A 22,733-nucleotide genomic window follows, 5' to 3' on the forward strand; every position below is an offset into this window, starting at 1 on the left:
GGCTGCTCGGCTTCAGCGCATGGTTCTCAGGCTCCGCTTGCCGGATGCCACGACAGCACCCGCCCCGCCCGTTCCCGCACCGGCGCCCCGTCCCGCCGGCAATCCGCCACCGCGGCGCGAGCGGCATCCACCGCCAGGATCAGCGCGCTCATCGTGCGCGCGTCGGTGTCGTTGGCGCGCGCATGGCGCACCACGTCGATGACGAGGCCGTCGATCTCGACCGCCAGGGCCTCCAGGGCGGCCGGATCCTGCGTCGCCCGCGCCTCGATCAGGATGGCGAGCAGCCGGTCGAGGACGGCGTCGATGCGGGCGCGCTGCTCGCGGGCGAAGCGCTGGCCGAGCCAGGCCACTGCCGAGCCGAGGCCGCCGCCGAAGAACGCCACCAGGTAGACCCAGTCCTCGTAGCGTTGCAGGAACGTCTGCTGCTCGCGCTCGTAATAGTCGACCGCGCCGGGATGGATCGGCAGGCGGGCGCTGGTCGCCTCGGCGGCGCTGTCAAAATCCGGTGCCTTCATCAGGTTGGCGGTCGGTACCATCGCGGCGAGCCGCGAGCGCAGCTCGAACAGGTGCTGGGTCACGCTGGCGGCGGTATCCCGGCTCAAGGACGCGCGGGCCATCAGGCGGTAGGAGGCGCCGACGGTCTTCACCTCGTCGTCCGGCCGCTTCGGGCGGCCCCCGAAGGTGCCGGCCGCGATGGTCACGGCCTGCAATTCCGGCAGGCGCTGCACGATCGCCTCGCCGTCGGGAATCGCCACGATCGTCGCGCCGTGACTGGCCGAGGCCGCCTCCACCGCCTGCACCACCCGGCCGGCGGGCTTGGAGGACGGGGCCGCGATCACCGCGGCGGCGTCGATCCGGTGCTCGGCGAGCGCGGCGGCCACCTCGGAGGCCCGCATCGGCACCACCGCGACGCTGCCGGCGGCGGCCGGAAGCGCACCTGCCGGATCGGCCGGAGCCGGCGCCGAACCGGCGGGGGCCGGCGTCAGGGCGTAATAGGCGAGCAGGCTCGTGACCAGAGGCTGGTCGGCGCCGTGATGGGCGACGAGGCCGAGCCGCTTGCCGGCGAGATCGGAAAACGTCTGGATGCCGGAATCCGGCGGGGCGGCCACGATCAGCGCCTCGTCGTGCAGAACCGCCAGCGTCAGGCCGTTCTCCGGCAGGCGCACGTCGGGCCGCACCACCGCGAGGTCGGCCCGGCCGCTCTGGAGCGCCGCGGCGCTGTCGCGCACGTCGTCGTACGAAACGACCTCGAGGCGTATATCCTCGCGGGCGCGGGCAAGCGCGTCGGCATAGGCCTGGATCAGGTGGGTCTCGACCCGGTCGCGGGGGCCGACCGCGACCCGCAGGGTGGTCGGCCGCGACAGGTAGAGCACCACGCCGGCCACCGCCCCCAGGGCGAGGGCGACCAGGAGGAAGAAGGATTCACGCTTGTGCAGAAACGCCGGCATCACCCCTCGCGCGGGCCCGGGACGGAGGCCCCCGCCGGGACGGAGGCGATCCGGGCCGGGGCCGATGAACCCGGCCGCGATGGCGGATTGAGGGCGGCGCGGCCGATCACCCCGGCCTACCTCGAACGGGCGGCGCTCTACTACCTGGAGCGCTACGGCGCCTCGGCGGAGATGCTGCGCCGGGTGCTCAGGCGCCGGGTCGAGACGCGCTGCCGCCTGCGCGGCGAGGCGCCGGACGATTTTTCCGAGATGGTCGAGGCGGTGGTGGCCCGGGCTCTGGGCGCCGGCCTCGTCGACGATGCCGCCTTCGCGGCCGCCAAGGTGCGTTCCTTGCGCCGCCGCGGCGGCTCGGCCCGGGCGATCGGCGCCAAGCTCGCCGCCAAGGGGGTCGACCGCGAGACGGTGGGGGCGGTGCTCGCCGAGCAGGAGGACGGCAGCGAGGACGAGGCCGCCTTCGCCTATGCCAGGCGGCGGCGCCTCGGGCCGTTCCGGCAGCCCTCCGCCCGGGCCGCCGCCCGCGAGCGCGACCTCGCCGCGATGGCGCGGGCGGGATTCGCCCTTTCCCTGGCCCGGCGGGTGGTCGATGCGGATCCCGAAGAGGATGACCTCGCGGCCCGGTGACCTACCTGTGGGCGTGAGCGGGCGCCGGAACGGCTCCGCCGCGTTTCAATCCACGGGAGACGAGCATGAACCGCAAGGCGAGCGCCGTTTGGCAGGGCAGCGGCAAGGACGGCAAGGGCCAGCTGACCACCCAGTCGGGTGTGCTGTCGGAGAACCCCTACGGCTTCAACACCCGCTTCGAGAACGAGCCGGGCACCAACCCGGAGGAGCTGATCGCCGCCGCGCATGCCGGCTGCTTCACCATGGCGCTGGCCTTCCAGCTCCAGGGCGCGGGCTTCACCGCCGACGAGCTGCGCACCGAATCGGTCGTGACCCTGGAGAAGGACGGCGACGGCTTCACCATCACGGCCTCGGCCCTGACCCTGACCGCGAAGATCCCGGGCATCGACCAGCAGAAGTTCGACGAGCTCGCCGGCATCGCCGAGAAGAACTGCCCGGTCTCGAAGGTGCTCAACGCCAAGATCAGCCTGAAGGCGACGCTGCAGGGATAAGGCACCAGGGCATCGGCCGGGCGCCTCCGGCAATCATACCCTCCGCGTCATCCCGGGGCCGCGCAGCGGAACCCGGGATCCAGAACCGCTGATGGACCAGGAAGAAGCGGACGGTGTTCCGCTCCATTCTCACCCGCCTGCGGTTCTGGATTCCGGGCTCCGCTGCGCGGCCTCGGAGCGACGATGGAGGGCGTCGGGACCGGGGAGCGACCGGCAGTCCCGACCACCCCTCACAGCATGCTGGGCAGGATGCGGTCCGGCGGCCGGTGGCCGTCGAGGAAGGTCTTGATGTTGATGATGACCTTCTCGCCCATGTCGACGCGGCTCTCGTGGGTGGCCGAGCCCATATGGGGCAGCAGCACCACCTTGCCGGCACGCGCGAGCTTGACGAGGCGCGGGCTCACCGCCGGCTCCTGCTCGAACACGTCGAGCCCGGCGCCCGCGATGTCGCCGACCTCGATCAGGCGGGCGAGCGCGGTCTCGTCGATCACCTCGCCGCGGGCGGTGTTGACCACCACCGCCTCGGGCTTGAGCAGCTTCAGGCGCCGAGCCGAGAGCAGGTGGTAGGTGGCCGGCGTGTGCGGGCAATTGACCGACACGATGTCGACCCGCGCCAGCATCTGGTCGAGGGATTCCCAGTATGTCGCCTCGAGGTCGCTCTCGATCCGGGCGCCGACCCGGCGGCGGTTGTGGTAGTGGATCGACAGGCCGAAGGCCTTGGCGCGGCGGGCCAGCGCCTGGCCGATGCGCCCCATGCCGACGATGCCGAGGCGCTTGCCGGTGATGCGCCGGCCGAGCATCCAGGTCGGCGACCAGCCGCCGGACCAGGCGTCGTCCGGGATGATCCGGGCGCCCTCGGTGACCCGGCGCGCCACCGAGAGGATCAGCGCCATGGTCATGTCGGCGGTGTCCTCGGTCAGCACGCCCGGCGTGTTGGTGACCGTGATGCCGCGCTGGAGCGCCACGCCGACGTCGATATGGTCGACGCCGTTGCCGAAATTGGCGATCAGGCGCAGGTTCGGCCCGGCCTGGGCGAGGAGCGAGGCGTCGATCTCGTCCGTCACCGTCGGCACCAGCACGTCGGCCTCCTGGAGGGCCTGTGCCAGGGCGGCGCCCGTCAGCGGCGTATCCTCGTGGTTGAGACGCGCGTCGAACAACTCGCGCATCCGCGTCTCCACGACGTCCGGCAGGCGCCGGGTGACCACCACGAGCGGCTTGCGCTTCAACGACATGATCCCTCCCCTGCCCCGGGCCGGCCTCCCGGCCCGCCCGCGCGGCCCCGACACGCGATGTGGGCGCGTGCCTCATACGATATGCGACACGTTTGCCCGGCGAAAAGCCCCGCCTTGGTGCGGGCCACAGGCGTCGTTACGCCCCGTTAACCACGCTCCGGCGATAGGGGCGTTTGCGCCCCTCGATCCGGCCGGGGCTCGACGCCCGGGGCCTCTCTAGCAGAGGTGACCCGGAAGACAATCCGCGCCGCTTCCCCAAGGGAGACCAACCCGAGGGAGACCGACCGATGGGAGACCGACCGCCGATGCTCCACCTGCGCCTCCTCGCCGCCCTGCTCTTCGGCGCCTTCGGCATGCCCGCCGCCGCGGCCCCGCCGACGCCGGCCGCCAATCCCGCTCCCGGCGAGATCGGCGTCACCATCGGCCCGGCGACGAAGCTCCCTCTGCCGCGCTACGTCAGCCTGAAGACCGACCGGGTGAACCTGCGCGAGGGGCCCTCCAAGGACCACCGCACCCTGTGGGTGTTCCAGCGCGCGGGCCTGCCGGTGGAGATCATCGCGGAATTCGAGACCTGGCGCCGCATCCGCGATTCCGAGGGCACCGAGGGCTGGGTGCTGCACTCGCTTCTGTCGGGCCGGCGCACCGCCGTGGTGCTGAGCCGCGGCGCCGACAAGGGCGCGCCGGTGCCGCTCTACGACCGGGCCGATGCGACGAGCGGCGTGGTGGCTCAGTTGCAGGCCGGGGTGATCGGCAGCGTCAAGACCTGCGACAAGACCTGGTGCCGCCTCGTCGTGGCCCTGCCGCAGAAGCGCGGCGACGTCGACGGCTACATGCGCCAGGACCGGCTCTGGGGCGTCTATCCGGACGAAAAGGTCGAGTGATACCAACGGTCGTCGGAAACGACCTTTGGTTCCGTTCTCGAATCTTCGTCAAGCCTCTGGCATGGCATAAGCAATTCGAGATGGCTCGATGGCCCGATGCGTCCAGCATCTTGAGCCATTGGCATGATACCGGTGCCGGACGCGATCGTCCGGACCCCGTATCACGAAGCGATCGATCGAAGACCGGATGACGCAAGGGGCCTTTCCTCGCGAAGGCCTGCCGGCTTTCTCCGGTCCACCCCCTCGCCCCGACATGCCGGGGATGAGACGGAGATCGGGTTCCTCGATCGAGGCCGCTCCGGGAGACGCCCGTCACGCCTGCATGAGGAACTGCGCCAGCTCCTCCCGCGCCAGCACCCGCGCGAGGGAATCCTCCGCCGGGCCGTCCAGAGCCATCAGCAGGCCGCCGCAGACCATGCCGCGGCCGGTCACCGCGTAGCGCAGGGCGCAGGCGGGTTCGAGCACGCCGGGCCGGACGACGAAGCCCTGCATGGTGCCGGGCCGGTCGCTGCGGCCGATCACGGTCTCGAGACCCGCCACCCGGCCGGCGACCGCGAACGGCACCAGGCCGAGGCGCCGGCCGCCCTGGCGGGCCTGGACCCGGCGCGGCCCCTCGACGGCGACCAGCGTGTCGGGCGCGAGCTGCGCGGAGGCCCGGAAGGTCAGGGGGGCGCCGTCCCGCGCGACGAAGCGGTCGATCACGGCGAGGCCCGACAGGTCGTGCGGCAGCACGAAGATCCGCAGGTGGCGAAAGCCCGGCCCGTGCACGTCGGTCTCGATCGCGTGGGCGACCGCACCCGGCAGCGCCAGGCTGCCGCGATGGAGGCCGCGCCCGGCCACCGGCTCGGTGCCCTCGATCACCGCGACGTTGTGGGCGCGGGCCGAGAGCAGGTAGTGGCGCGCCGCCCCGATCTCGGTCTGCTCCGAGCCGCCGGCCTCGACGATCCAGCGCGTCGCGCCGGCCGCGTAGACGAAGGACGTGCAATCGGCGTGGCCCTGCGGCGCGGTGTCGGCGAAGGTGCAGGCGAAGTGGCTCCAGCCGCGCCCGGCGGTCTCGTGGCGGGCAGACAGCCCGTCGGGCAGGAGCGTCGAGGACGAGGCCGCGGCGGGCTGCGCGGCCGGCCGCTGCGCCACCAGCCCGGCCGTGCCGCGCAGCCGGGCGATCCAGCCGGCATCGTCGATGCCCGGGACCACCTCGCCGAAGGGCGGCAGCCGCCCGCCCGGATCGACGAGGCCGGAGAGCTCCAACAGGGCCGCCTCCGTCCGGGCGGCGACGAGGGGGCCGGGCGCCGCCGCGCCGAGGGGTTCGCGCAGGGCCCGCCCGAGGGTGACGAGGTCGAGGCGGCGGTGGAGCGAGGAATCCGGAAAATGCCCGTCCGCCGGCAGGAGGGCCGGCACACCGTCGCGCAAGGACTCGCGGGCGAGCCCGTCCCAGTAGCCTGAGAACGGCAGGCGCGGCAGGGCGCGGGCAAGCGCCAGCAGGGCGGCGGCGGCCTGGAGCTGGTGCAGGCTGCGCCCGAAGGTGTTCTGCCCGACGATCTCCGCCAGAGCGAAGCCGTGCCGCACGGCCTCCCCGGTCAGGACCGGCGCCGCCGCCCCGGCGCCCGGAAGCGCGAGGAGCCCGATCCACACCTCGGCCCGGGCCGGGAGCGCGCCGGGATGCAGGCTCAACGGATCGGCCGGCTGGCCCCAGGGGTTGGCCCGCGACCAGGCGAGCGCGAGCGCGAGCGCCCGGGCCGGGGCCGCCTCGGCGAGAGCCGGCAGCCAGGTCAGCGACTGGTAGGCGAGGCGCCAGGGGACCGCCCGGGAGGGCACGGCGCGGAACGGATCCTCGCGGAAGTCCGGGAGATCCGGCAGGGTCCAGTCCGGGCAGCCGGCAAGCCGCAGGGACAGGCCGCCATCGGGCCGCAGGGCCACCGGGCGCTCGGCCTCGGACCGCAGGGCCCGGGCGCGGGCGAGCGGCAGGGCGGCGGCGCCCGCCTCGCCGGGGCCCGGGATCCAGGCGGCCTCGGCGCCGGGATCGCGCCCGAGCCGGGACGAGAGGCGGGCGAGGAAGCCGGGCGCGTCGAGAAGGTCGTCGCCGCACAGGCTCTCGAGCCGGAACCTGTCCTCGAGCGCCACTTCCGGCGGCCCGAGCAGGTCCACGGCGGGCAGCCGCTCGCCCTCCTCCTCCCAGGTGCAGAAGCCGAGATCGAGGGAGACGGCGCCCGGCGGCGGCTCCAGGCCGAGGGTGAAGCGGCGCGCCTGCGGCCGGGCCGGCAGGTTGATCGCCGCACCCAGTCCCGTCTCCTCCTCGCCCGGCTTTGCGCCCAGGCCCGGCACCGCGACGGTGCCCGGATAGGGCGGCGGGATCTCCGCCCCGTCGCGGTCGCGGTAGACGAGGCTCACCCGCGCGGCGTGCTCGGTCGAGCGGGCGGCATGGATCTGCCCGCGCACCACGAGGCCGAGGCCCGGCACGAGGCCGTGGCGCAGGGGCTCCGGCTGCGGCCCGAGGCGGCGGCGCCGGAACGCGCCCGCCCGCAACGGTCCGCCGGGGCGCAGGCGCGGCTCGGCGATCGTCATCGTTTCGGTGTTGCGCCAGGAGCGGAGCGTGAGGGCGAGGCCGCGGGCCTGGGGCGGCACCCCGAAGGCCACCCGGACGGGCGCGGCCCGCATCAGCTCGCTGCCGGCGGGCTGGCAGGCGGGCCCGGCGATCCAGGCGCTGTGCGGATCGAGCAGGGTGCGGACGAGGCCGGGCACCTGCTCGACGTCGAGGCTCGACCCGTCGGCGGCCAGGAAGTCGAAGCCCGCGAGGAGGAAGTCGAGGACCTGCCCGCCCTCCTCCGCGTCCGTCCAGGCGAGCGTCGCCTCCAGGCAGCACCAGGCCTCCGCCGGCAGGTGGCGGAAGGTCAGCTGCACCCGGGACCAGCGGTTGTTGGCGGTGATCGCGTGCTCGCCCTCGCGCGTGCCCGGTCCCGCCCCGCCCGCGTAGCGGGCCTGGACCGGGAGGAAGACCGGCTCGGTGGGCAGCAGGGCCGGAAGCATGTGCGGAAGAGGGGAACGCGTGCGGGCGGAGTGCCCCGCGGCAGTGACGGGGAGCGGCCGCCCCTGTCAAGGCGCGGCAGCGCCCCGGGGCGCAGATCCTCGACCGGCCGCCCCGCAAGCTTGCGCCAGCCTCGGGCAAGGTAGCGCTTCTAAACCCTCCGTTACGCGGCAGGGCCCGGGCGTAGGGTCGTTTCGGCACAGGGCGAAGGAGTGACGGACATGGGGGCGTTCGCGTGACGGGGATCTACCTGTTCGAACTCGCCTCGCTGCACGGCACCTACCTGTCGGTGCGCCAGGCGGCGATCGCCGGCAACGTGGCGAATGCCAACACCCAGGGCTACCAGGCCCGGGACACCGTGCCCTTCGCCCAGGTGCTGGCCCGCACCGGCGCCGACATGGCCGCCACCGCGCAGGCGCATCTGAGCGCCCCGGGCCTCGGCGTGCCGACGCGCAAGGACAAGGCCGGCTGGGACGTGCTCGAGACCTCGAGTTCGGTCAGCCTGGAGCAGGAGATGCTGAAGGCGGCCGACGTGTCGCGCCAGCACAACCTCGATATCGGCGTGGTCCGCAGCTTCGACCGCATGCTGAAGCTGGCCGTGAGGGGCGCATCGTGATCGACCCCCTGCTGGCCGCCTCCCGCCTCGCGAGCGCGGGCCTGGAAGCCCAGTCCCTGCGCATGCGCGTGGTGTCGGAGAACCTCGCCAACGCCCAGTCGACGGGCGACGCGCCGGGCGCCGATCCCTATTCGCGCAAGACCGTCACCTTCAAGGCCGAGCTCGACCGGGCGGTCGGCGCCGCCTCGGTGCGCGTGCGCGACATCGACACCGACCGGGCCCCGTTCCGGGTCGAGCACGACCCGAGCAACCCGGCGGCGGACCAGAACGGCAACGTCAAGCTGCCGAACGTCAACGCCCTGATCGAGATGGCCGACATGCGCGAGGCCAACCGCTCCTACGAAGCCAATCTGCAGGTGATCAAGCAGGCCCGCGCGATGGTGGCCAGCGTGATCGACCTCCTGAGGACATGAGCATCCGATGATCGAGGCCCTCACCCTCTCGGCCTTCGACCGGGCCGCGGCATCCGCCCGCCCCGAGGCGGCGGCTTCCGTCCAGCGCGCCGCGCTGCCCCCGATGACCGGCGCCGCGATGCCGGGCATCGAGGGCGCCGCGCCGGCCGATTTCGGGCAGATCATGGCGAGCTTCGCCAGCGGCGTGCGCAACGACCTGCGCACCGGCGAGGCCGCGTCGATCGCCGGCATCCAGGGCAAGCTCTCGACCCAGCAGGTCGTCGAGGCGGTGATGTCCGCCGAGCAGAGCCTGCAGACCGCGGTCGCCATCCGCGACAAGGTCGTGTCCGCCTATCTCGAACTGAGCCGCATGGCGATCTGAGGACGTTACGCAGATGAGAGCGCTCGCCGTCGCCGCCACGGGCATGTCCGCCCAGCAGCTCAACCTCGAGGTCATCGCCAACAACATCGCCAACCTGAACACCACCGGGTTCAAGGGGGCGCGCGCCGAGTTCACCGACCTGCTCTACCAGGCCGAGCGGCAGCAGGGCGTGCCCAACCAGTCCGGCCAGGAGGCGATCCCCGAGGGCGCGATGCTCGGTCTCGGCGTGCGCGCCGCGGCGATCCGCAACCTGCACCGCCAGGGCCAGCTGACGAACACCGCCAACCAGCTCGATCTCGCCATCAACGGCCGCGGCTACTTCCAGATCACGAGCCCGAGCGGCGAGATCAACTATACCCGCGCCGGCGCCTTCAACAAGAACGCCACCGGCCAGCTCGTCACGCTCGAAGGCTACACCGTCGATCCGGCGATCCTGATCCCGCCGACCGCGACCGAGATCACCATCAACCAGTCGGGCCAGGTCTTCGCCAAGATCGACGGCCAGGTGGCGCAGCAGAACATCGGCACGATCACCATCGCCAACTTCGCCAACGAGTCGGGCCTCGAGCCCCTCGGCAACGGCCTCTACCGCGAGACGCCGGCCTCGGGCGCGGCGGTGATCGGCAATCCGGGCGATGCCAGCTACGGCAAGCTGCAGCAGGGCTACCTCGAAGGCTCGAACGTCGACCCGGTCAAGGAGATCACCAGCCTGATCACCGCCCAGCGCTCGTTCGAGATGAACTCCAAGGTGATCCAGGCCGTCGACGAGATGGCGGGCACGATCTCCAAGGGCATCCGGTAATACCAACGGTCGTTGGAAACGACCTTTGGTTCCGTTCTCGAATTTTCATCAAGCCTCTGGCTTGGCATGGAAAATTCGAGATGGCTCAATGGCCCGATGCGTCAGCATCTTGGGCCATTGGTATAAGCCGATCTTTCGGTGAGACTGCCACGCCGCCGGACCCGGCGGCGCCCCTCCTCCCGGCGCGACACCCCCATGCGTTCCCTTCCCCGGTACTCCCGTCTGCTCCTGGCGCTGGTCCTCCCGGCCCTGGTCGGCCTGTGCCTTCCGGCCGCCTTCGGCGTGGCGGCGCCCGTCCCGTCGTCGCCCGCCGACACGTCCTCGGCCCTCACCGAGATGATGCTGCCGGTGCCGACGGTGACGATCTACCCGGGCGACACGATCAAGGAGACGATGCTGCGGCTCCAGGCCTACCCGACGACCTACCGGGCCCGGGCCGCGGTGATCGACGCGCCTTTGGCCATCGTCGGGCGCACCGCCCGCCGGATGCTGCTGCCGGGCGAGCCGGTGCCGGTCAACGCCGTCGACGATCCCCGCCTCGTCAGCCGCGGCACGCCGACCCAGATGATCTTCGAGGAGAACGGCCTCGTCATCACGGCGGTCGGGTCGCCGTTGCAGAATGGCGGGCTGGGCGAAACCATCCGGGTGCGCAACACCGACACCAACCGCATCGTGCTCGGCACGGTGATGGCCGACGGCCGCATCAAGATCGGCGGGTTCTGATGCGGGCCCCGCTCCGCGTCGCCCTCGCGCTCGCCGTCGCCCTGGTCCCGGCGGTTCCGACGCGCGCCGCCGCACCGGTCATCGCCACCGGCGGCTACGCCCGGATCAAGGACGTCGCCAGCCTCAAGGGCGTGCGCGACAACCAGATCGTCGGCTACGGCCTCGTCACCGGCCTCCAGGGCACCGGCGACACCCTGCGCAACGCCCAGTTCACCGAGCAGTCGCTGCAATCGATGCTCGACCGGATGGGCATCAACGTGCGCGACGCGCGGCTGCGTACCCGCAACGTCGCCGCCGTGATGGTGACGGCCGACCTGCCTCCCTATGTCGGCGCCGGCTCGCGCATCGACGTCACGGTGACCTCGCTCGGCGACGCGACCTCCTTGCGCGGCGGCACCCTGCTGATGACGCCCCTGTCCGGCGGCGACGGCAACGTCTACGCCGCAGCCCAGGGGCCGCTCGCCGTCTCGGGCTTCTCGGCGCAGGGCCAAGCCGAGCAGCTGACGCAGGGCGTGCCAACCGCCGGCCGCATCCCGAACGGCGCGCTCATCGAGCGCGAGGTGCCGGGCGCGTTCCGCGACCTGCCCGAGCTGATCTTCGAGCTGAAGAACCCCGACTTCAAAACCGCCACGATGGTCGCCGACGCCATCAACGCCTACGCGATCGGCCGCTTCCGCCGCCGCATCGCGAGCCCGCGCGACCAGCGCTCGGTGGTGCTCCAGCGCCCCCGCGACATGGTCCTGCCGCGCCTCGTCGCCGAGATCGGCGACCTGACGATCCAGCCCGACGTGCCCGCCCGGGTCGTGGTCGACCAGCGCACCGGCACGGTGGTGATCGGCCGCAACGTCCAGATCTCCACGGTGGCGGTCACCCACGGCAACCTCACGGTGCGGGTCACCGAGACGCCGGAGGTGTCGCAGCCCGCACCCTTCTCCAACGGCCAGACCACGGTGGTGCCGCGGACCGAGGTGGCGGCCCGCGAGGAGCAGGGCCGGCTCGCGGTGCTCGGCGGCTCCGACCTCCAGACCCTGGTGCGCGGCCTCAACCAGGTCGGCCTCAAGCCCACCGACATCATCGCGATCCTCCAGGCGGTGAAGACCGCCGGCGCCCTCCAGGCGGAGCTCGTCGTCCAATGACCCGGATCCTCCTCGCGGCCCTCCTGCTGGCGCTGGCTGGCCCCGCTCTGGCCGCCGGCGACGGCCATGGCGGGCCGGCGCCCGACCCGGCCAAGGACGCGGCGATGCGGGCCATCGCCGCCCGCGACGCCCCCAAGGAGCCGACGGCGCAGGACTTCGCCGCCGGTGCGGCGGGCAAGGACCCTTCCAAGACCGGCTACTGCGCCACCATCGCGGATGCTGCGGCCGATGCCCGCTTCGCCTGGCAGAAGGAGCAGCTCGCCGCGCTCGAGAAGCAGGTCGAGGAGCGCATCCGCCGCCTTGAGGAGAAGCGTGCCGAGTACGAGGCCGTGGTCCAGCGCCGCAAGGAGTTCCTGGCCAAGGCCGACGAGAGCGTGGTGGCGGTCTACGCCAAGATGCGGGCCGACGCGGCGGCGCTCCAGCTCACCAACATGCCGGAGGACAACGCCGCGGCGATCCTGGTGAAGCTCAACGCCCGCACGGCGAGCGCGGTGCTCGCCGAAATGGAGGCCTCCCGCGCCGCGTCGCTGGCCCGCAAGATGGCCGAGGCCGGCCGCCGCAAGGACAACGCGAAATCGTGATGACGACCCGCCTCCTGATCCTCGCCCTCGCCGGCCTCTCCCTCGCCGGCTGCCAGAGCAAGCTCGACGAATTCGGCCGCCCGCCGGTCCTGACCCCGATCGGCACCGGGCTGTCCGCCCCGCGCGAGGCCCTGCCCTCGACCTTCGGCTCGTTCCAGAGCCGGCACAGCTACCACTCGACCTGGACGCCGGCGAGCGCCGACCTGTTCCAGGATCCCCGCGCCCGCAACATCGGCGACGTGCTGACGGTCAGCATCCTGATCAACGACAAGGCGCAGTTCGACAATGCCAGCGACCGCTCGCGCAGCCAGAAATCGAGCCTCGGCTTCGATTTCGGCTACGGCGTCTCGGGGCTGAAGGACTCGGCCACCGCCGATACCGGCATCCGGTCGGGCACCGAGACCAAGGGCCAGGGCACCATCGACCGCAAGGAGAACCTGAGCCTGTCGGTGGCCGCCGTGATCACCGAGGTGCTGCCGAACGGCAACCTCCTGATCAGCGGCTCGCAGGAGATCCGGGTCAACAACGAGGTGCGGGTGCTCAACGTCGCCGGCATCGTGCGGCCGCGCGACATCTCGCGCAGGAACACCATCGACTACGACAAGATCGCCGAGGCCCGGGTCTCCTATGGCGGCCGCGGCCGGCTGACCGACGTGCAGGGGCCGACCCTCGGCCAGCAGATCTTCGAGACTGTCGCGCCGTTCTGACGGCCCGATCCAGAAGCACCATCCGATCGCAGCGCGATCGGATGGTGCTTCTGGTCTTTGGATTTTGCCGCATTTTCTTCGACGAACCGGCGTCCACTTCGTCGGAAAATGCTCTGGGAGCGCGCGATGGCGGACAAGACGGACGAGAAGAAGGGCGGGGGCAAGGCCTGGATCGGCGCGCTCGCCCTCTGCACCCTGGTGGCGGTCGGCACCGGCGCGGGTCTCGGCCTGTACCTGATGACCAGCGTCGAGAAGGCGGTCGACCAGAAGACCCGCGAGGCGAAGGAGCACGAGAAGGCCGCCAAGGTCCTGAACTATTCCGGCGAGCTGACCCTGCGCAGCGTCGGCTCGGTGGTGACGAACCTCGCCGAGCCGGCCGATTCCTGGATCCGGCTCGAATCCTCGGTGGTGTTCAAGACCGGCAGCCTGCCGACCCCCGACATCACCGTGGCGGAGATCAAGGCCGACATCATCGCCTACCTGCGCACGCTCTCGACGGCGCAGATCGAGGGGGCGAGCGGCCTCCAGCACCTGCGCGAGGACCTCAACGAGCGGGTCGCCCTGCGCACCAAGGGGGCGATCCGCGAGCTGATCGTCGAAGCTCTGGTGGTCCAGTGATACGAAATCCGATCGATCGCTTCGCGATGCGGATTTCGCCTTCGCTCAAGCGCCGCGCAGGCTCGCTCATACGATTTCCGGACGGATCGTCCGGAAATCGTATGAGCCGGCGTACCGCCCTCGTTCTCGGGACGCTCGTCCTTCTGCTCCTGCCCGCCGGCGCCGCCCTGGCGCAGGGCGCGGGCGGGGCTGCGGGCAGCGTCACCGGCATCCCGGGCCTCGACGCGCTGCTGCCGCCGGGCAACGGCGCGGCGAGCGGGCGCATCATCCAGATGGTGGCGCTCCTCACGGTGCTGTCGCTGGCGCCGGGGCTGCTCGTGATGATGACGAGCTTCACGCGCTTCGCCATCGCGTTCTCGTTCCTGCGCTCGGGCCTCGGCCTCCAGAGCACGCCGGCCAACCTCTTCCTCGTCAGCCTGTCGCTGTTCATGACCTTCTACGTCATGGCGCCGACCTTCGACCGGGCCTGGAGCGAGGGCGTGCGCCCGCTCCAGGAGAACCGGATCACCGAGGAGGAGGCCTTCACCCGCATCACCGACCCGTTCCGCGAGTTCATGTCGACCCAGGTGCGGCCGAAGGACCTGCAGACCTTCCAGGATCTCGCCACCCGCACCTTCCCGAAGGCCCAGGAAGGCGAGAAGATCGACCTGCGCATCCTGATCCCGGCCTTCATGATCTCCGAGCTGCGCCGCGGCTTCGAGATCGGCTTCCTGATCGCCCTGCCCTTCCTCGTCATCGACATGATCGTCTCCACGATCGTGATGTCGATGGGCATGATGATGCTGCCGCCGACGGTGATCTCGCTGCCGTTCAAGGTGCTGTTCTTCATCCTGATCGACGGATGGAACCTTTTGGTGAGCGGGCTGGTGCGGTCGTTCTTCTAGAATCGTCTCACGATAGCGCGCCCTTGAACCCTCCCCCCTCTGCGGGGGAAGGGGGCCGGGAAAGGGGCAGCGCGACGCTGACCCAGCGGTGCGCTCCAGAACGGTTCCGCCTCATCCGGAAGCGTGGTTCCCCTCTCCCGCCCCGCTCCGCGGGGCACCCTCCCCCGCAGCGGGGGAGGGTTCAGGCGCGCGCCGCCGATCGGGTTCTCCCCGGGCCCCGCCAGCAGCCGGTCGCTCTCGTCCTTCAGCGCCACGCCCGTCAACCTCCGGCTCAGGGCCTGGTCGATCAGCCAGTGCAGCTTGAACGCCGCCAGATCGGCTTTCAGCCCCGCCACCCGCACGTTCGACAGGCAATTGCGCTCCGCATCCGTGCGGCCGGGCCGTGGGTCGAAGGTGAGGTAGATTCCGAGGCTGTCGGGCGAGGACAGGCCGGGCCGCTCGCCGATCAGCACCGCGACGGCGCGGGCCTTGAGCAGAGCCCCGACCGCGTCGCCGAGCGCCACCCGGCCTTGCGTCGCCACCACCACCGGCGCGAGGCGCCAGCCGGATCCGGTGAGCGCCGGCTTCAAGGCCGCGAGAAGCGGCACCGCGCCCTCGTGGACGGCGCGGGCCGAGAGACCGTCCGCCACCACGAGCGCGAGGTCGACCGGATCGCCGGCCGCCGCCGCCAGCGCCGCCGTGGAGGCCTCGTCGAGCCGGCGTCCGAGATCGGGCCGGCGCAGGTAGGTCGCCCGGTCGGGTGCCGCCGAGGCCGCCGCCAGGGTCTCGAAGCCGAGGGCCTGGATGCCGGCTCGCACGGCGTCCGCGTCGAGGGGCGTATGCACCGCGTCGCGGGCCTGGGCATGGGCGAGGCCGAAGCGCAGCACTTCCCGGGTCGGCAGGCCGGATCCGGCACGGCCGAGCGCGATGCGGGCCGGGGTCAGGCCGGCGAGGCGTCGCCAGACCGCGGCCGGATCGTCGGCGCTCATGCGGCGAGCCCTGCGAGGAGCGGCGCTCCCCCGCCCGCCCGCAAGGCCCCGTCGGCATCGGTCAGCCCCATCCGGGCGAGCCACCCGGCGAATTCCGGCGCCCGCCGCAAGCCCATCACCTCGCGCAGGTAGAGCTGGTCGTGGAACGAGGTCGATTGATAGTTCAGCATCACGTCGTCGGCGCCGGGAACGCCCATGACGTAGGTCACGCCGGCCGCTCCCAGCAGCGTCAGCAGCGTGTCCATGTCGTCCTGATCGGCCTCGGCGTGGTTGGTGTAGCAGATGTCGACCCCGAGCGGCACGCCCATCAGCTTGCCGCAGAAATGATCCTCCAGCCCGGCCCGGATGATCTCCTTGCCGTCGTAGAGGTATTCCGGGCCGATGAATCCCACCACCGTGTTGACGAGGAGCGGCCGGAAGGCGCGGGCCACCGCGTAGGCCCGGGCCTCGAGGGTCTGCTGGTCGATGCCGTGATGGGCGTTTGCCGAGAGGGCCGAGCCCTGCCCGGTCTCGAAATACATCACGTTGTCGCCCAAGCTCCCGCGCTTCTGCGCCAGGGCCGCCTCGTGCGCCTCCTTCAGCAGCGCGAGCGTGACGCCGAACGAGGCGTTGGCGGCTTGCGTGCCGGCGATCGACTGGAAGACGAGGTCGACCGGCACGCCGCGGTTCATCGCCTCCAGGGTCGTGGTGACGTGGGTGAGGACGCAGCCTTGCGTCGGGATGTCGAAGCGGTCGATCGTCTCGGCCAGCAGGTGCAGAAGGCCTGTCAGCCTCTGCACCGAATCCGAGACCGGGTTGATGCCGATGCAGGCGTCGCCGCAGCCATAGGCGAGCCCGTCGAGGATCGAGGCGGTGATGCCGGCCGGATCGTCGCTCGGGTGGTTCGGCTGGAGCCGCACCGCCAGCGTGCCGGGCAGCCCGATCGTGTTGCGCAGCCGCGTGACCACCCGGGCCTTGCGGGCGACCAGGATCAGGTCCTGGTTGCGCATGATCTTCGACACCGCCGCGGCCATCTCCGGCGTCACCCCGGGGGCGATCGCCGCCAGGGTCCCGGAGGAGGCGGTGAGCAGGAACTCGCGAAAGTCGCCGACGGTCAGATGACCGACCCGCCCGAAGGCCGCCGCATCGTGGGCGTCGAGGATCAGCCGGGTGACGTCGTCGGCTTCGTACGGGATGAGCGGCCGGGCCAGGATCTCGGACAGCGGCACCTCGGCGAGGCACCAGCGCGCCGCCACGCCTTCCTCGGCGCTCTCCGCCGCCAGGCCGGCGAGCCGGTCGCCGGAACGCGGCGGGCTCGCCTTCGCCATCAGCTCGGCGAGGTCGGAGAAGACGAAGGTCCGGGGTCCGACGACGTGACGGTAGCTCATGCGAGGCCTCCGCAGGAAAACCTAGCGCAGGCCGGCCCCCGCGTCAGGGCCATCGTCCGCAGTCGCGATCGCCGCGACGGTGCGCTCGCCCGCTTCCGGCGCGCCGTCGGCCCGGTCGATGCGGATCTCCATGCCGGTCGGGTTCATCTCGCCGAAAGGGGTCGAGAACGCGATCTCGGCCGCGTCGCGCCCGACCCCGATCCGCACCAGCCCGTCGAGATTGGCCTGCCGCGTCGCGTCGAACAGCCACCAGCGGCCGTCGAGATAGGCCTCGAACACGGCGTGGAAGTCGGGCGGGACCAGGCCGTAGGCGTAGCAGCTGACGAAGCGGGCCGGGATGCCGAGCGCCCGGCAGAACGCGGCGCCGAGATGCGCGAAATCGCGGCACACCCCCGCCCGTTTCAGGAGCGTCTCGTCGGCGGTGGTCTCCTCGTCGCTGGCGCCGCGGACATAGGCGATGTGGTCGTGGATCCAGTTGCAGATCCGGCTCACCCGCTCGAAGCCGGGGGGCGCATCGCCGAACTCGGCCTGCGCGAAGGGCGTGAGACGGTCGGAGGAGACGAAGCGGCTCGGCAGCAGGTAGGGCAGGATGTCGAGGGGCAGGTCCTTCACCGGCGTCTCGCCGATATCGTCCGGATCGGCCCGGTGGGGCGCGAGGGTCACCTCCGCCGCGTAATCGAGGCTGAACGGCCCGGGCGGCACCGTGACGGCGACGTAGCGGTTGCCGGTCTCCGGCGCCTCGTGCCGGCGCACGGGCAGGTCGGGCGTCAGGCGGAACGTCTCGCGCAGGTCGCGGTGGCGTTCGAGCCGGGCGACCTCCAGGTTGAAGATGAACACCGTCTCGGTCTCGACCTCGTAGGCGAGATGGCAACCTAAAGTGTAGCGCACGGCTTGAGACCCCTTCCGTCGGCGGGCTAGGGTGACGCAAGAGCCGCGCCGATTCGGCGTACGGGACGACTCGTGCGGAAGCGGCCCGATCTTTGCGTATAAGGTTTAGCTTGCGTTAAGGCGCAGGTCGTCGGGCCCGGCGAGACCGGGGTGAGCAGGGAGGATGTGCCATGCACCGCTACTTCTTCGATCTCGATGCCGGAACCTGGGATGCCCGCGACACGATCGGGGTGGTGCTCACCGATGCCGGCGCCGCCCATGCCGAGGCCGTGCAGGCCCTGCGCTCCTGCGCCCTCGATCCGGCCCGGTCGGCGGGCGCGATCCTCGCCATGAACGTCCGCGACGAGACCGGGCGGACGGTGTTCCGGGTGTCGCTGGCGGCGCAGTAACAGGGTGACGATGGGGTAATGGCCAACCCGTCACCCCTGATCTCGGCCGGTCAGGTTCTGGATATCGGCAATCATCCTGTCGATGACGGGTGCCAGGATCGGGAGATGCACCGTCAGGATATTCCACAGAACGAGGGGATCAACAGCGTAATAGTCGTGCCGCAGGATGTTGCCGATGCCGCGAATGTCAGCCCAGGGCGGCCCCGGATGACGATCCGTCAACTCGATCGGAACGGACTTGACGGCTTCGGAGATGATCAGAACCGCGTGTTCGGTGGTGCGTCGCAAAACATAGGATTCCAGGAAAGACTCACGGCTGACACCGGCTGTTGCCGTGGTGAGCGCGCGAATTTCATCCCGAACATGCTCCAGTCGAAGCAGCGGGTTTCGGCTCGCTGCCATCAGAACACCCGCACCGCTTCGCGGTCCACCCGCGCGCGGAGATGTGCCGAGAGCCCGGCACGCGTCGAGTAGCCGATCGCGAGGCCCGGAAAGGCCGCCGCCAGCCGCTCATAGGCGCCCATGTAGTTGCGCAGGTCGTAGAACGTGTCGCTGCCGGGCTCGACAAGGATGTCGAGGTCCGAATCCGGCCGGGCTTCGTCGCGGGCGACCGAGCCGTAGATCGACAGGCCGCCCACGCCGAGGGCCCGCAGATCAGGCTCGATCGCCTTCAGGTGAGCGAGGGCTTCGTCGCGGTCCATCGCAGCATCCTCCAGATCGGCAGGCCCCGGGAGGAACCGGCACGAGTCTATCAGGATGCGACCGGCCCAGCCATCAGATCATCGGCTTGCCGCCGGTCACCGCCACGGTGGTGCCCGAGACGTAGCTCACCTCCTCGCTCGCCAGCATCACGTAGACCGGACTGAGTTCGACCGGCTGGCCGGGGCGCTTCCCCGCCCGAACGCCGCCACCGCCTTCTCGACGATGGCGCGGCAATGGGCCGGGTCCTTGATGTCGCCGGGAACCAGCGACGGCCGGCGGATTCGGCCAGCCGGGCCGCCTCGCGGGCATCGTCGTGCTCGTCGTCATAGGCAATCAGCACGTCGGCGCCCTCGCGGGCGAAGGCGAGCGCCACCGCCTTGCCGATGCCGCTGTCGCCACCCGTGACGATCGCCGTGCGGCCGGCCAACCGACCCGAGCCCTTGTCGCGCGTCTCGCCGTCATCGGGCCGGGGGTCCCTCTCGGCGTCGCGGCCCGGCATCGGAATCAGGGTCTGGCGCTCGAACGGGGGCTCCGGACAATCGGTGATCGGCGGGCTCCTGGGCCCGGTGATGCCCTGATAACTGGCAGGGAGTATGTGCGCTCCGACCCGGACCCCGCCTCATGCGTGAGCATGCTGCCCAATGGGCAACCAAGTCGGAAGATCGGCGTTTCCGGTGTCCTGATTGGCGGCCTCACACGCCCACGGAGACCACGATGCTGACCCGCTTCCTCGCCACTGCCGGTGTCCTCGCCCTCACCACCGGCCTCGCCCTCGCCCAGACCACGGCCCCGACCGCTCCGACCGCTCCGGGCACGGCCCCTGCCGCCCCCGTCGCGACGAGCGACATGAAGGACATGAAGGAGTGGCAGGCCGCCAAGCTCGCCAAGATCAGCCTGGCCGACGCCATCGCGACCGCCGAGAAGAAGGACGGCAACGGCCGCGCCATCGACGCCGATTTCGAGAAGGCCGACGGCAAGAACCCGACCCATTGGGCGATCAAGGTCGTCTATCCGGACGGCAAGCTGGTCGAGCACGGCATCAACGCCGAGACCGGTGCGCTCTACAAGAGCGAGAACCAGCCGATCGAGCGCTACTTCACCCGCCTGAAGGTCGCCGACTTCAACAACGCGAAGGTCTCGCTGAAGGACGCCCTCGCCATCGCCGAGAAGCAGGCCGGCGGCGGCAAGGCCTACGAGGCCGAGGTCGAGCGCGAGGGCTCGGCGGTCGCCTACGAGATCAAGGTGGCGCTGGCGGACAAGGAGCAGGAAGTGAAGGTCGGGCCGGACGGGCAGGTGATGAAGGATTGAGGTCGGCGACGATTCTTTCGGCGGTTTTCCCTCGCTGAGCAGGGCTGACCGGTGAAAGGAAGCGGCACCCTCCCCTCTCCCGATCGGGAGAGGGGAGGAACTTTTCCCCGTCGCTGTCGCCGTGTGATCTGAGGAGGGCGAGGAGATGCTTCGCCAATACGCCACCTCCTCACCGATGGGCCCGCCGATAAATCCTGTGCTTGTCCCACGGAACTGACGGGCGAAATCCTACCCGATTGCGTCAGCGGGTACCGACGCTTCCGTAGCCGTCAGCCCTGCGTTCCACGACATCGACCAGCGTGGCTGGTCTGCCTGGAGTTGCGGCATTCGGATCGTGCGCGAGCCACGCCGACTGGAACATGCCGCAAGCATACCGCGCCAATGGCGCAGGCTGCGTCAGGTCTCGCACGCGACGGCGGCGAGGAAGAGGCGCCGCCGCTGATCCCGCATCGCGGATGCGTCGCCGACGGCCACGGCCGCCGACGCTGCACGACGCCGGATCGGGACACCGATGCCGCCGGCCTCAATGGGCCATCAGCACCGGCATGCGCGCGGTCTCGATCACCTGGCGGGTGACGCCGCCGAGCAGGAACTCGCGCACCCGGCTGTGGGTATAGGCGCCGAGCGCCAGCAGGGTGGCGTCCATCCTCCCGGCGGCATCGAGGATGGCGGCGCCCACCGATACCCCCTCCCCGACCGTCAGATTGTTCGCATGGGCCACGATGCCGTGCCAGCGCAGATAGGCGCACAGGTCCGCGGCTCTCGCCTCCTCGGCGCGGTCGGTGCGCGCCTGCACCACCGTGACCCGGCTCGCCGCGTGCAGCAGCGCGATCGACTGGGCGACGAGGCGGGTTCCCTCCAGGCTGCCGTTCCAGGCGATCACCACGTGCGCCAGGAGGTCGTGGGGAACGACCTCGCCCACCATCAGGGCGGGCCGCCCGACCGAGAACAGCGCGGTGTCGAGAGCCCGGCCGGTGAAGGGCTGTGCGGGATCGGGCCGGTCGACGATCACGAGGTCGGCGACCCGGCCGGCCAGCGTCAGCATGCGCTCGACCTCGCCCGACCACTCGGTCCAGGTGGCGAAGGTGGCGTCCAGCCGCTCGACTGCGGGCATGAACGGCACGCCCTCGCGCGCGCACCAGGCCTGGAGCGCCGCCTTGCCCTCGGCGGCGGCGGCGCGCGTCCCCTCCTTGATGGCCGCGATGGTGGCGCTGCTCACCGGCGCCGTGCCGGCCAGCGCCGCCAGCACATTCTCCGGTCCCGGGGCGATGAAGCCGACACCGATATGGGCGTGGAGGCGCCGGCCGAGGCGCAAGGCGGCGTCGAGCCGGCGGGTCGGGTCGAGGCCGGGTGCGGTCGGGACGAGGAGGCAGCGCAGGAACATGGAACGATCCTCCGGCTCAACGTTCGAGGGACTCGAGGTAGACGATGAGGGACTGCGCCTGGTCCGGGTCGAACCGGAACTCGGGCATGCTCGGATGGCCGGTGCGGATGCCCTCGGTGAGGGCCTCCGCCAGATCCTCGACGGGATAGCGGGCGTACAGGTCCCGGAACGGCGGCGCGGCGGGGAGCGGGCTGACGCCCGAGCGCCCGACGGCGTGGCAGCGGGCGCAATGCGCGCGGGCCAGCGTCCGGCCCTGCTCGACCTGCCGGTCCCAGGCCCGGGCGGGGATCGACGGGGACAGGAGCGCGGCGGCGCCCGCCGCGAGGAGGAAGCGGGCGCGCATCAGTGGCTCATCAGGCAGCAGAAGGGGGTCGTGCGCAGGACGTCGCGGGTGACGCCGCCGAACACCCATTCGCGCAGGCGCGAATGGCCGTAGGCTCCCATCACCAGCAGGTCCGCGCCTTCGCGTTCGCCGAAGCGCAGCACCTCGTCCGCCACCGACAGGGTCGGGTGCGGCAGCAGATGGGTGGTGGCGGCGAGGCCGTGCCCGGACAGGTACCGGGCCGTCGCCTCCGCGCCCCCGTGATGCGCGTCCGGCCCCGCGGCGACGACGCAGACCCGCTCGGCGCCGGCGATGAGCGGCAGGGCGTCGTGGACGGCGCGACGGGCCTCGCGCGTGTCCTTCCAGGCGATCACCACCCGCTTGGGCACGAGGCGCTCCAGGCCCGGGGGCACCACCAGGACGGGGCGGCCGGCCTCCATCAGCAGGGCACCGGGGGCGACGCCCATCGGCCCCGGATCCCCGTCGCCGGGCCCGTGCCGCCCGACGATCACGAGATCGGCGGCGCGGGCCTGTTCGGCGGTGGTGGACAGGGGCGTGGACAGGCTGCTGCGCCAGGCGCGCTTCGTCACGGATCCGGCCTCGCGCTCGAACAGCGCCTCGGCGGCCGCCAGCCGCTCGCGGGCCCGCTCCTCCTCGGCGTCGTAGACGTCCTTGGCCACGGTCCCGTCGCGGGCCGGAACGACGACGGGGACCGGGCAGGCGGCGACGCCGACGAGCCGCGCGGCATGCGCCGCGGCGAGCCCGGCCGCGAGCTGGATGCGATCCGCGGCGTTGGGCCCGAGATCGACGGACACCAGGATGGAGGAGAGCGTCATGACCGTCTTTCCGTGCCGGAGCGTGATCGTTCG

At 71.5% G+C, this 22,733-nt stretch carries 26 protein-coding genes and 2 pseudogenes; 15 read left to right on the top strand and 13 right to left on the bottom strand.

Going from position 1 to position 22,733, the window contains the following annotated elements; translation table 11 throughout:
- Positions 1-26: 26 nt before the first annotated feature.
- Positions 27-1,448 (bottom strand): TAXI family TRAP transporter solute-binding subunit, encoded by a 1,422-nt coding sequence (locus tag F1D61_RS01790; RefSeq protein ID WP_203156256.1) that lies wholly within the window; start codon positions 1,446-1,448, stop codon positions 27-29.
- Between the two features lie 87 nt (positions 1,449-1,535).
- On the opposite strand from F1D61_RS01790, the gene F1D61_RS01795 reads away from it, so the two are divergent.
- Positions 1,536-2,069 (top strand): regulatory protein RecX, encoded by a 534-nt coding sequence (locus tag F1D61_RS01795; RefSeq protein WP_432443282.1) that lies wholly within the window; start codon positions 1,536-1,538, stop codon positions 2,067-2,069.
- Between the two features lie 65 nt (positions 2,070-2,134).
- Positions 2,135-2,560: an OsmC family protein gene (locus F1D61_RS01800; protein WP_203156258.1), complete on the top strand. Its 426-nt coding sequence runs from the start codon at positions 2,135-2,137 to the stop codon at positions 2,558-2,560.
- 230 nt (positions 2,561-2,790) lie between these two features.
- On the opposite strand, the gene F1D61_RS01805 is transcribed toward F1D61_RS01800, so the two are convergent.
- On the bottom strand, positions 2,791-3,795 hold the full coding sequence (locus tag F1D61_RS01805) for a 2-hydroxyacid dehydrogenase (RefSeq protein ID WP_432443283.1): 1,005 nt from the start codon (positions 3,793-3,795) through the stop codon (positions 2,791-2,793).
- A gap of 302 nt (positions 3,796-4,097) precedes the next feature.
- Here F1D61_RS01805 and F1D61_RS01810 point away from each other — a divergent pair, with 302 nt between their 5' ends.
- Complete coding sequence (locus F1D61_RS01810) at positions 4,098-4,673, top strand: SH3 domain-containing protein (protein ID WP_432443198.1); 576 nt, start codon at positions 4,098-4,100, stop codon at positions 4,671-4,673.
- 312 nt (positions 4,674-4,985) lie between these two features.
- On the opposite strand, the gene F1D61_RS01815 is transcribed toward F1D61_RS01810, so the two are convergent.
- Entirely contained in the window at positions 4,986-7,697 is a 2,712-nt protein-coding gene (locus F1D61_RS01815) for a heparinase II/III domain-containing protein (RefSeq protein WP_246775674.1), read from the bottom strand.
- Between the two features lie 233 nt (positions 7,698-7,930).
- On the opposite strand from F1D61_RS01815, the gene F1D61_RS01820 reads away from it, so the two are divergent.
- From F1D61_RS01820 to fliP, 10 genes are all read left to right on the top strand, one after another.
- A complete protein-coding gene (locus tag F1D61_RS01820; protein ID WP_203156261.1) occupies positions 7,931-8,311 on the top strand; it encodes a flagellar basal body protein in 381 nt (126 codons plus the stop codon).
- Positions 8,311-8,724 (top strand): flagellar basal body rod protein FlgC, encoded by a 414-nt coding sequence (gene flgC, locus F1D61_RS01825; protein WP_203158883.1) that lies wholly within the window; start codon positions 8,311-8,313, stop codon positions 8,722-8,724. Before F1D61_RS01820 ends, flgC begins: the two co-directional genes overlap by 1 nt.
- Positions 8,725-8,731: 7 nt before the next feature.
- A complete protein-coding gene (locus F1D61_RS01830; protein ID WP_203156263.1) occupies positions 8,732-9,085 on the top strand; it encodes a flagellar hook-basal body complex protein FliE in 354 nt (117 codons plus the stop codon).
- A 13-nt stretch (positions 9,086-9,098) separates the two neighbouring features.
- Positions 9,099-9,887: a flagellar basal-body rod protein FlgG gene (gene flgG, locus F1D61_RS01835; protein ID WP_203156265.1), complete on the top strand. Its 789-nt coding sequence runs from the start codon at positions 9,099-9,101 to the stop codon at positions 9,885-9,887.
- A gap of 195 nt (positions 9,888-10,082) precedes the next feature.
- A complete protein-coding gene (gene flgA, locus F1D61_RS01840) occupies positions 10,083-10,610 on the top strand; it encodes a flagellar basal body P-ring formation chaperone FlgA (RefSeq protein WP_203156267.1) in 528 nt (175 codons plus the stop codon).
- Positions 10,610-11,746 carry a flagellar basal body P-ring protein FlgI gene (flgI, locus tag F1D61_RS01845; RefSeq protein ID WP_203156268.1) on the top strand — a complete coding sequence of 379 codons (1,137 nt, stop codon included), beginning with the start codon at positions 10,610-10,612 and terminating at the stop codon, positions 11,744-11,746. The genes flgA and flgI overlap by 1 nt, the downstream gene beginning before the upstream one ends.
- Complete coding sequence (locus tag F1D61_RS01850; protein ID WP_203156270.1) at positions 11,743-12,327, top strand: MotE family protein; 585 nt, start codon at positions 11,743-11,745, stop codon at positions 12,325-12,327. The genes flgI and F1D61_RS01850 overlap by 4 nt, the downstream gene beginning before the upstream one ends.
- Entirely contained in the window at positions 12,327-13,034 is a 708-nt protein-coding gene (flgH, locus tag F1D61_RS01855; protein WP_203156272.1) for a flagellar basal body L-ring protein FlgH, read from the top strand. Before F1D61_RS01850 ends, flgH begins: the two co-directional genes overlap by 1 nt.
- Before the next feature lie 126 nt (positions 13,035-13,160).
- The gene (locus tag F1D61_RS01860; RefSeq protein WP_203156273.1) at positions 13,161-13,652 is read left to right on the top strand and encodes a flagellar basal body-associated FliL family protein; all 492 of its coding nucleotides are present in this window, start codon (positions 13,161-13,163) and stop codon (positions 13,650-13,652) included.
- A gap of 101 nt (positions 13,653-13,753) precedes the next feature.
- Positions 13,754-14,536: a flagellar type III secretion system pore protein FliP gene (gene fliP / locus F1D61_RS01865; RefSeq protein WP_203156275.1), complete on the top strand. Its 783-nt coding sequence runs from the start codon at positions 13,754-13,756 to the stop codon at positions 14,534-14,536.
- Between the two features lie 191 nt (positions 14,537-14,727).
- Here fliP and eutC read toward each other — a convergent pair.
- The 3 genes and pseudogenes from eutC to F1D61_RS01880 all read right to left on the bottom strand — a co-directional run.
- Positions 14,728-15,504, bottom strand: a pseudogene (eutC, locus tag F1D61_RS01870) (ethanolamine ammonia-lyase subunit EutC); the annotation flags it as partial.
- Positions 15,501-16,871 (bottom strand): ethanolamine ammonia-lyase subunit EutB, encoded by a 1,371-nt coding sequence (locus F1D61_RS01875; protein WP_203156276.1) that lies wholly within the window; start codon positions 16,869-16,871, stop codon positions 15,501-15,503. The gene F1D61_RS01875 and the pseudogene eutC, both read right to left, overlap by 4 nt.
- Positions 16,872-16,892: 21 nt before the next feature.
- Positions 16,893-17,759, bottom strand: coding sequence for a transglutaminase-like domain-containing protein (locus tag F1D61_RS01880; protein WP_203156277.1), 867 nt, complete (start codon positions 17,757-17,759; stop codon positions 16,893-16,895).
- 170 nt (positions 17,760-17,929) lie between these two features.
- Here F1D61_RS01880 and F1D61_RS01885 point away from each other — a divergent pair, with 170 nt between their 5' ends.
- Positions 17,930-18,148: a DUF6894 family protein gene (locus F1D61_RS01885; protein WP_203156278.1), complete on the top strand. Its 219-nt coding sequence runs from the start codon at positions 17,930-17,932 to the stop codon at positions 18,146-18,148.
- 30 nt (positions 18,149-18,178) lie between these two features.
- Here F1D61_RS01885 and F1D61_RS01890 read toward each other — a convergent pair whose 3' ends face one another.
- The 4 genes and pseudogenes from F1D61_RS01890 to F1D61_RS01900 all read right to left on the bottom strand — a co-directional run.
- Positions 18,179-18,550, bottom strand: a complete 372-nt coding sequence (locus F1D61_RS01890) for a HepT-like ribonuclease domain-containing protein (protein ID WP_203156279.1) — start codon at positions 18,548-18,550, stop codon at positions 18,179-18,181.
- Complete coding sequence (locus F1D61_RS01895; RefSeq protein WP_203156280.1) at positions 18,550-18,849, bottom strand: nucleotidyltransferase family protein; 300 nt, start codon at positions 18,847-18,849, stop codon at positions 18,550-18,552. Before F1D61_RS01895 ends, F1D61_RS01890 begins: the two co-directional genes overlap by 1 nt.
- A gap of 73 nt (positions 18,850-18,922) precedes the next feature.
- A complete protein-coding gene (locus F1D61_RS35200) occupies positions 18,923-19,084 on the bottom strand; it encodes a hypothetical protein (protein WP_432443334.1) in 162 nt (53 codons plus the stop codon).
- Positions 19,045-19,397: pseudogene (locus tag F1D61_RS01900) on the bottom strand (SDR family oxidoreductase); the annotation flags it as partial. The gene F1D61_RS35200 and the pseudogene F1D61_RS01900, both read right to left, overlap by 40 nt.
- A 167-nt stretch (positions 19,398-19,564) precedes the next feature.
- Here F1D61_RS01900 and F1D61_RS01905 point away from each other — a divergent pair.
- Entirely contained in the window at positions 19,565-20,158 is a 594-nt protein-coding gene (locus F1D61_RS01905) for a PepSY domain-containing protein (protein WP_203156281.1), read from the top strand.
- A 523-nt stretch (positions 20,159-20,681) separates the two neighbouring features.
- Here the strand turns inward: F1D61_RS01905 and F1D61_RS01910 are convergent.
- The 3 genes from F1D61_RS01910 to F1D61_RS01920 are packed head-to-tail and all read right to left on the bottom strand — an operon-like array spanning position 20,682 to position 22,700.
- Entirely contained in the window at positions 20,682-21,542 is an 861-nt protein-coding gene (locus tag F1D61_RS01910; RefSeq protein WP_203156282.1) for a universal stress protein, read from the bottom strand.
- Between the two features lie 16 nt (positions 21,543-21,558).
- Positions 21,559-21,885: a c-type cytochrome gene (locus tag F1D61_RS01915; RefSeq protein WP_203156283.1), complete on the bottom strand. Its 327-nt coding sequence runs from the start codon at positions 21,883-21,885 to the stop codon at positions 21,559-21,561.
- Complete coding sequence (locus F1D61_RS01920; RefSeq protein WP_203156284.1) at positions 21,885-22,700, bottom strand: universal stress protein; 816 nt, start codon at positions 22,698-22,700, stop codon at positions 21,885-21,887. The genes F1D61_RS01915 and F1D61_RS01920 overlap by 1 nt, the downstream gene beginning before the upstream one ends.
- Positions 22,701-22,733 lie beyond the last annotated feature (33 nt).

This window comes from Methylobacterium aquaticum (genome assembly GCF_016804325.1).
Taxonomy (GTDB): domain Bacteria; phylum Pseudomonadota; class Alphaproteobacteria; order Rhizobiales; family Beijerinckiaceae; genus Methylobacterium; species Methylobacterium aquaticum_C.

What these genes read in the sequence shown, in the direction of transcription:
- F1D61_RS01790 (WP_203156256.1), bottom strand. Translation starts at nt 1,448, where the DNA reads ATGCCGGCGTTTCTGCACAAGCGTGAATCCTTCTTCCTCCTGGTCGCC.
- F1D61_RS01800 (WP_203156258.1), top strand. Translation starts at nt 2,135, where the DNA reads ATGAACCGCAAGGCGAGCGCCGTTTGGCAGGGCAGCGGCAAGGACGGC.
- F1D61_RS01810 (WP_432443198.1), top strand. Translation starts at nt 4,098, where the DNA reads ATGCTCCACCTGCGCCTCCTCGCCGCCCTGCTCTTCGGCGCCTTCGGC.
- F1D61_RS01815 (WP_246775674.1), bottom strand. Translation starts at nt 7,697, where the DNA reads ATGCTTCCGGCCCTGCTGCCCACCGAGCCGGTCTTCCTCCCGGTCCAG.
- F1D61_RS01830 (WP_203156263.1), top strand. Translation starts at nt 8,732, where the DNA reads ATGATCGAGGCCCTCACCCTCTCGGCCTTCGACCGGGCCGCGGCATCC.
- flgG (WP_203156265.1), top strand. Translation starts at nt 9,099, where the DNA reads ATGAGAGCGCTCGCCGTCGCCGCCACGGGCATGTCCGCCCAGCAGCTC.
- flgA (WP_203156267.1), top strand. Translation starts at nt 10,083, where the DNA reads ATGCGTTCCCTTCCCCGGTACTCCCGTCTGCTCCTGGCGCTGGTCCTC.
- flgI (WP_203156268.1), top strand. Translation starts at nt 10,610, where the DNA reads ATGCGGGCCCCGCTCCGCGTCGCCCTCGCGCTCGCCGTCGCCCTGGTC.
- F1D61_RS01850 (WP_203156270.1), top strand. Translation starts at nt 11,743, where the DNA reads ATGACCCGGATCCTCCTCGCGGCCCTCCTGCTGGCGCTGGCTGGCCCC.
- flgH (WP_203156272.1), top strand. Translation starts at nt 12,327, where the DNA reads ATGACGACCCGCCTCCTGATCCTCGCCCTCGCCGGCCTCTCCCTCGCC.
- F1D61_RS01860 (WP_203156273.1), top strand. Translation starts at nt 13,161, where the DNA reads ATGGCGGACAAGACGGACGAGAAGAAGGGCGGGGGCAAGGCCTGGATC.
- fliP (WP_203156275.1), top strand. Translation starts at nt 13,754, where the DNA reads ATGAGCCGGCGTACCGCCCTCGTTCTCGGGACGCTCGTCCTTCTGCTC.
- F1D61_RS01875 (WP_203156276.1), bottom strand. Translation starts at nt 16,871, where the DNA reads ATGAGCTACCGTCACGTCGTCGGACCCCGGACCTTCGTCTTCTCCGAC.
- F1D61_RS01885 (WP_203156278.1), top strand. Translation starts at nt 17,930, where the DNA reads ATGCACCGCTACTTCTTCGATCTCGATGCCGGAACCTGGGATGCCCGC.
- F1D61_RS01890 (WP_203156279.1), bottom strand. Translation starts at nt 18,550, where the DNA reads ATGGCAGCGAGCCGAAACCCGCTGCTTCGACTGGAGCATGTTCGGGAT.
- F1D61_RS01895 (WP_203156280.1), bottom strand. Translation starts at nt 18,849, where the DNA reads ATGGACCGCGACGAAGCCCTCGCTCACCTGAAGGCGATCGAGCCTGAT.
- F1D61_RS01905 (WP_203156281.1), top strand. Translation starts at nt 19,565, where the DNA reads ATGCTGACCCGCTTCCTCGCCACTGCCGGTGTCCTCGCCCTCACCACC.
- F1D61_RS01910 (WP_203156282.1), bottom strand. Translation starts at nt 21,542, where the DNA reads ATGTTCCTGCGCTGCCTCCTCGTCCCGACCGCACCCGGCCTCGACCCG.
- F1D61_RS01915 (WP_203156283.1), bottom strand. Translation starts at nt 21,885, where the DNA reads ATGCGCGCCCGCTTCCTCCTCGCGGCGGGCGCCGCCGCGCTCCTGTCC.
- F1D61_RS01920 (WP_203156284.1), bottom strand. Translation starts at nt 22,700, where the DNA reads ATGACGCTCTCCTCCATCCTGGTGTCCGTCGATCTCGGGCCCAACGCC.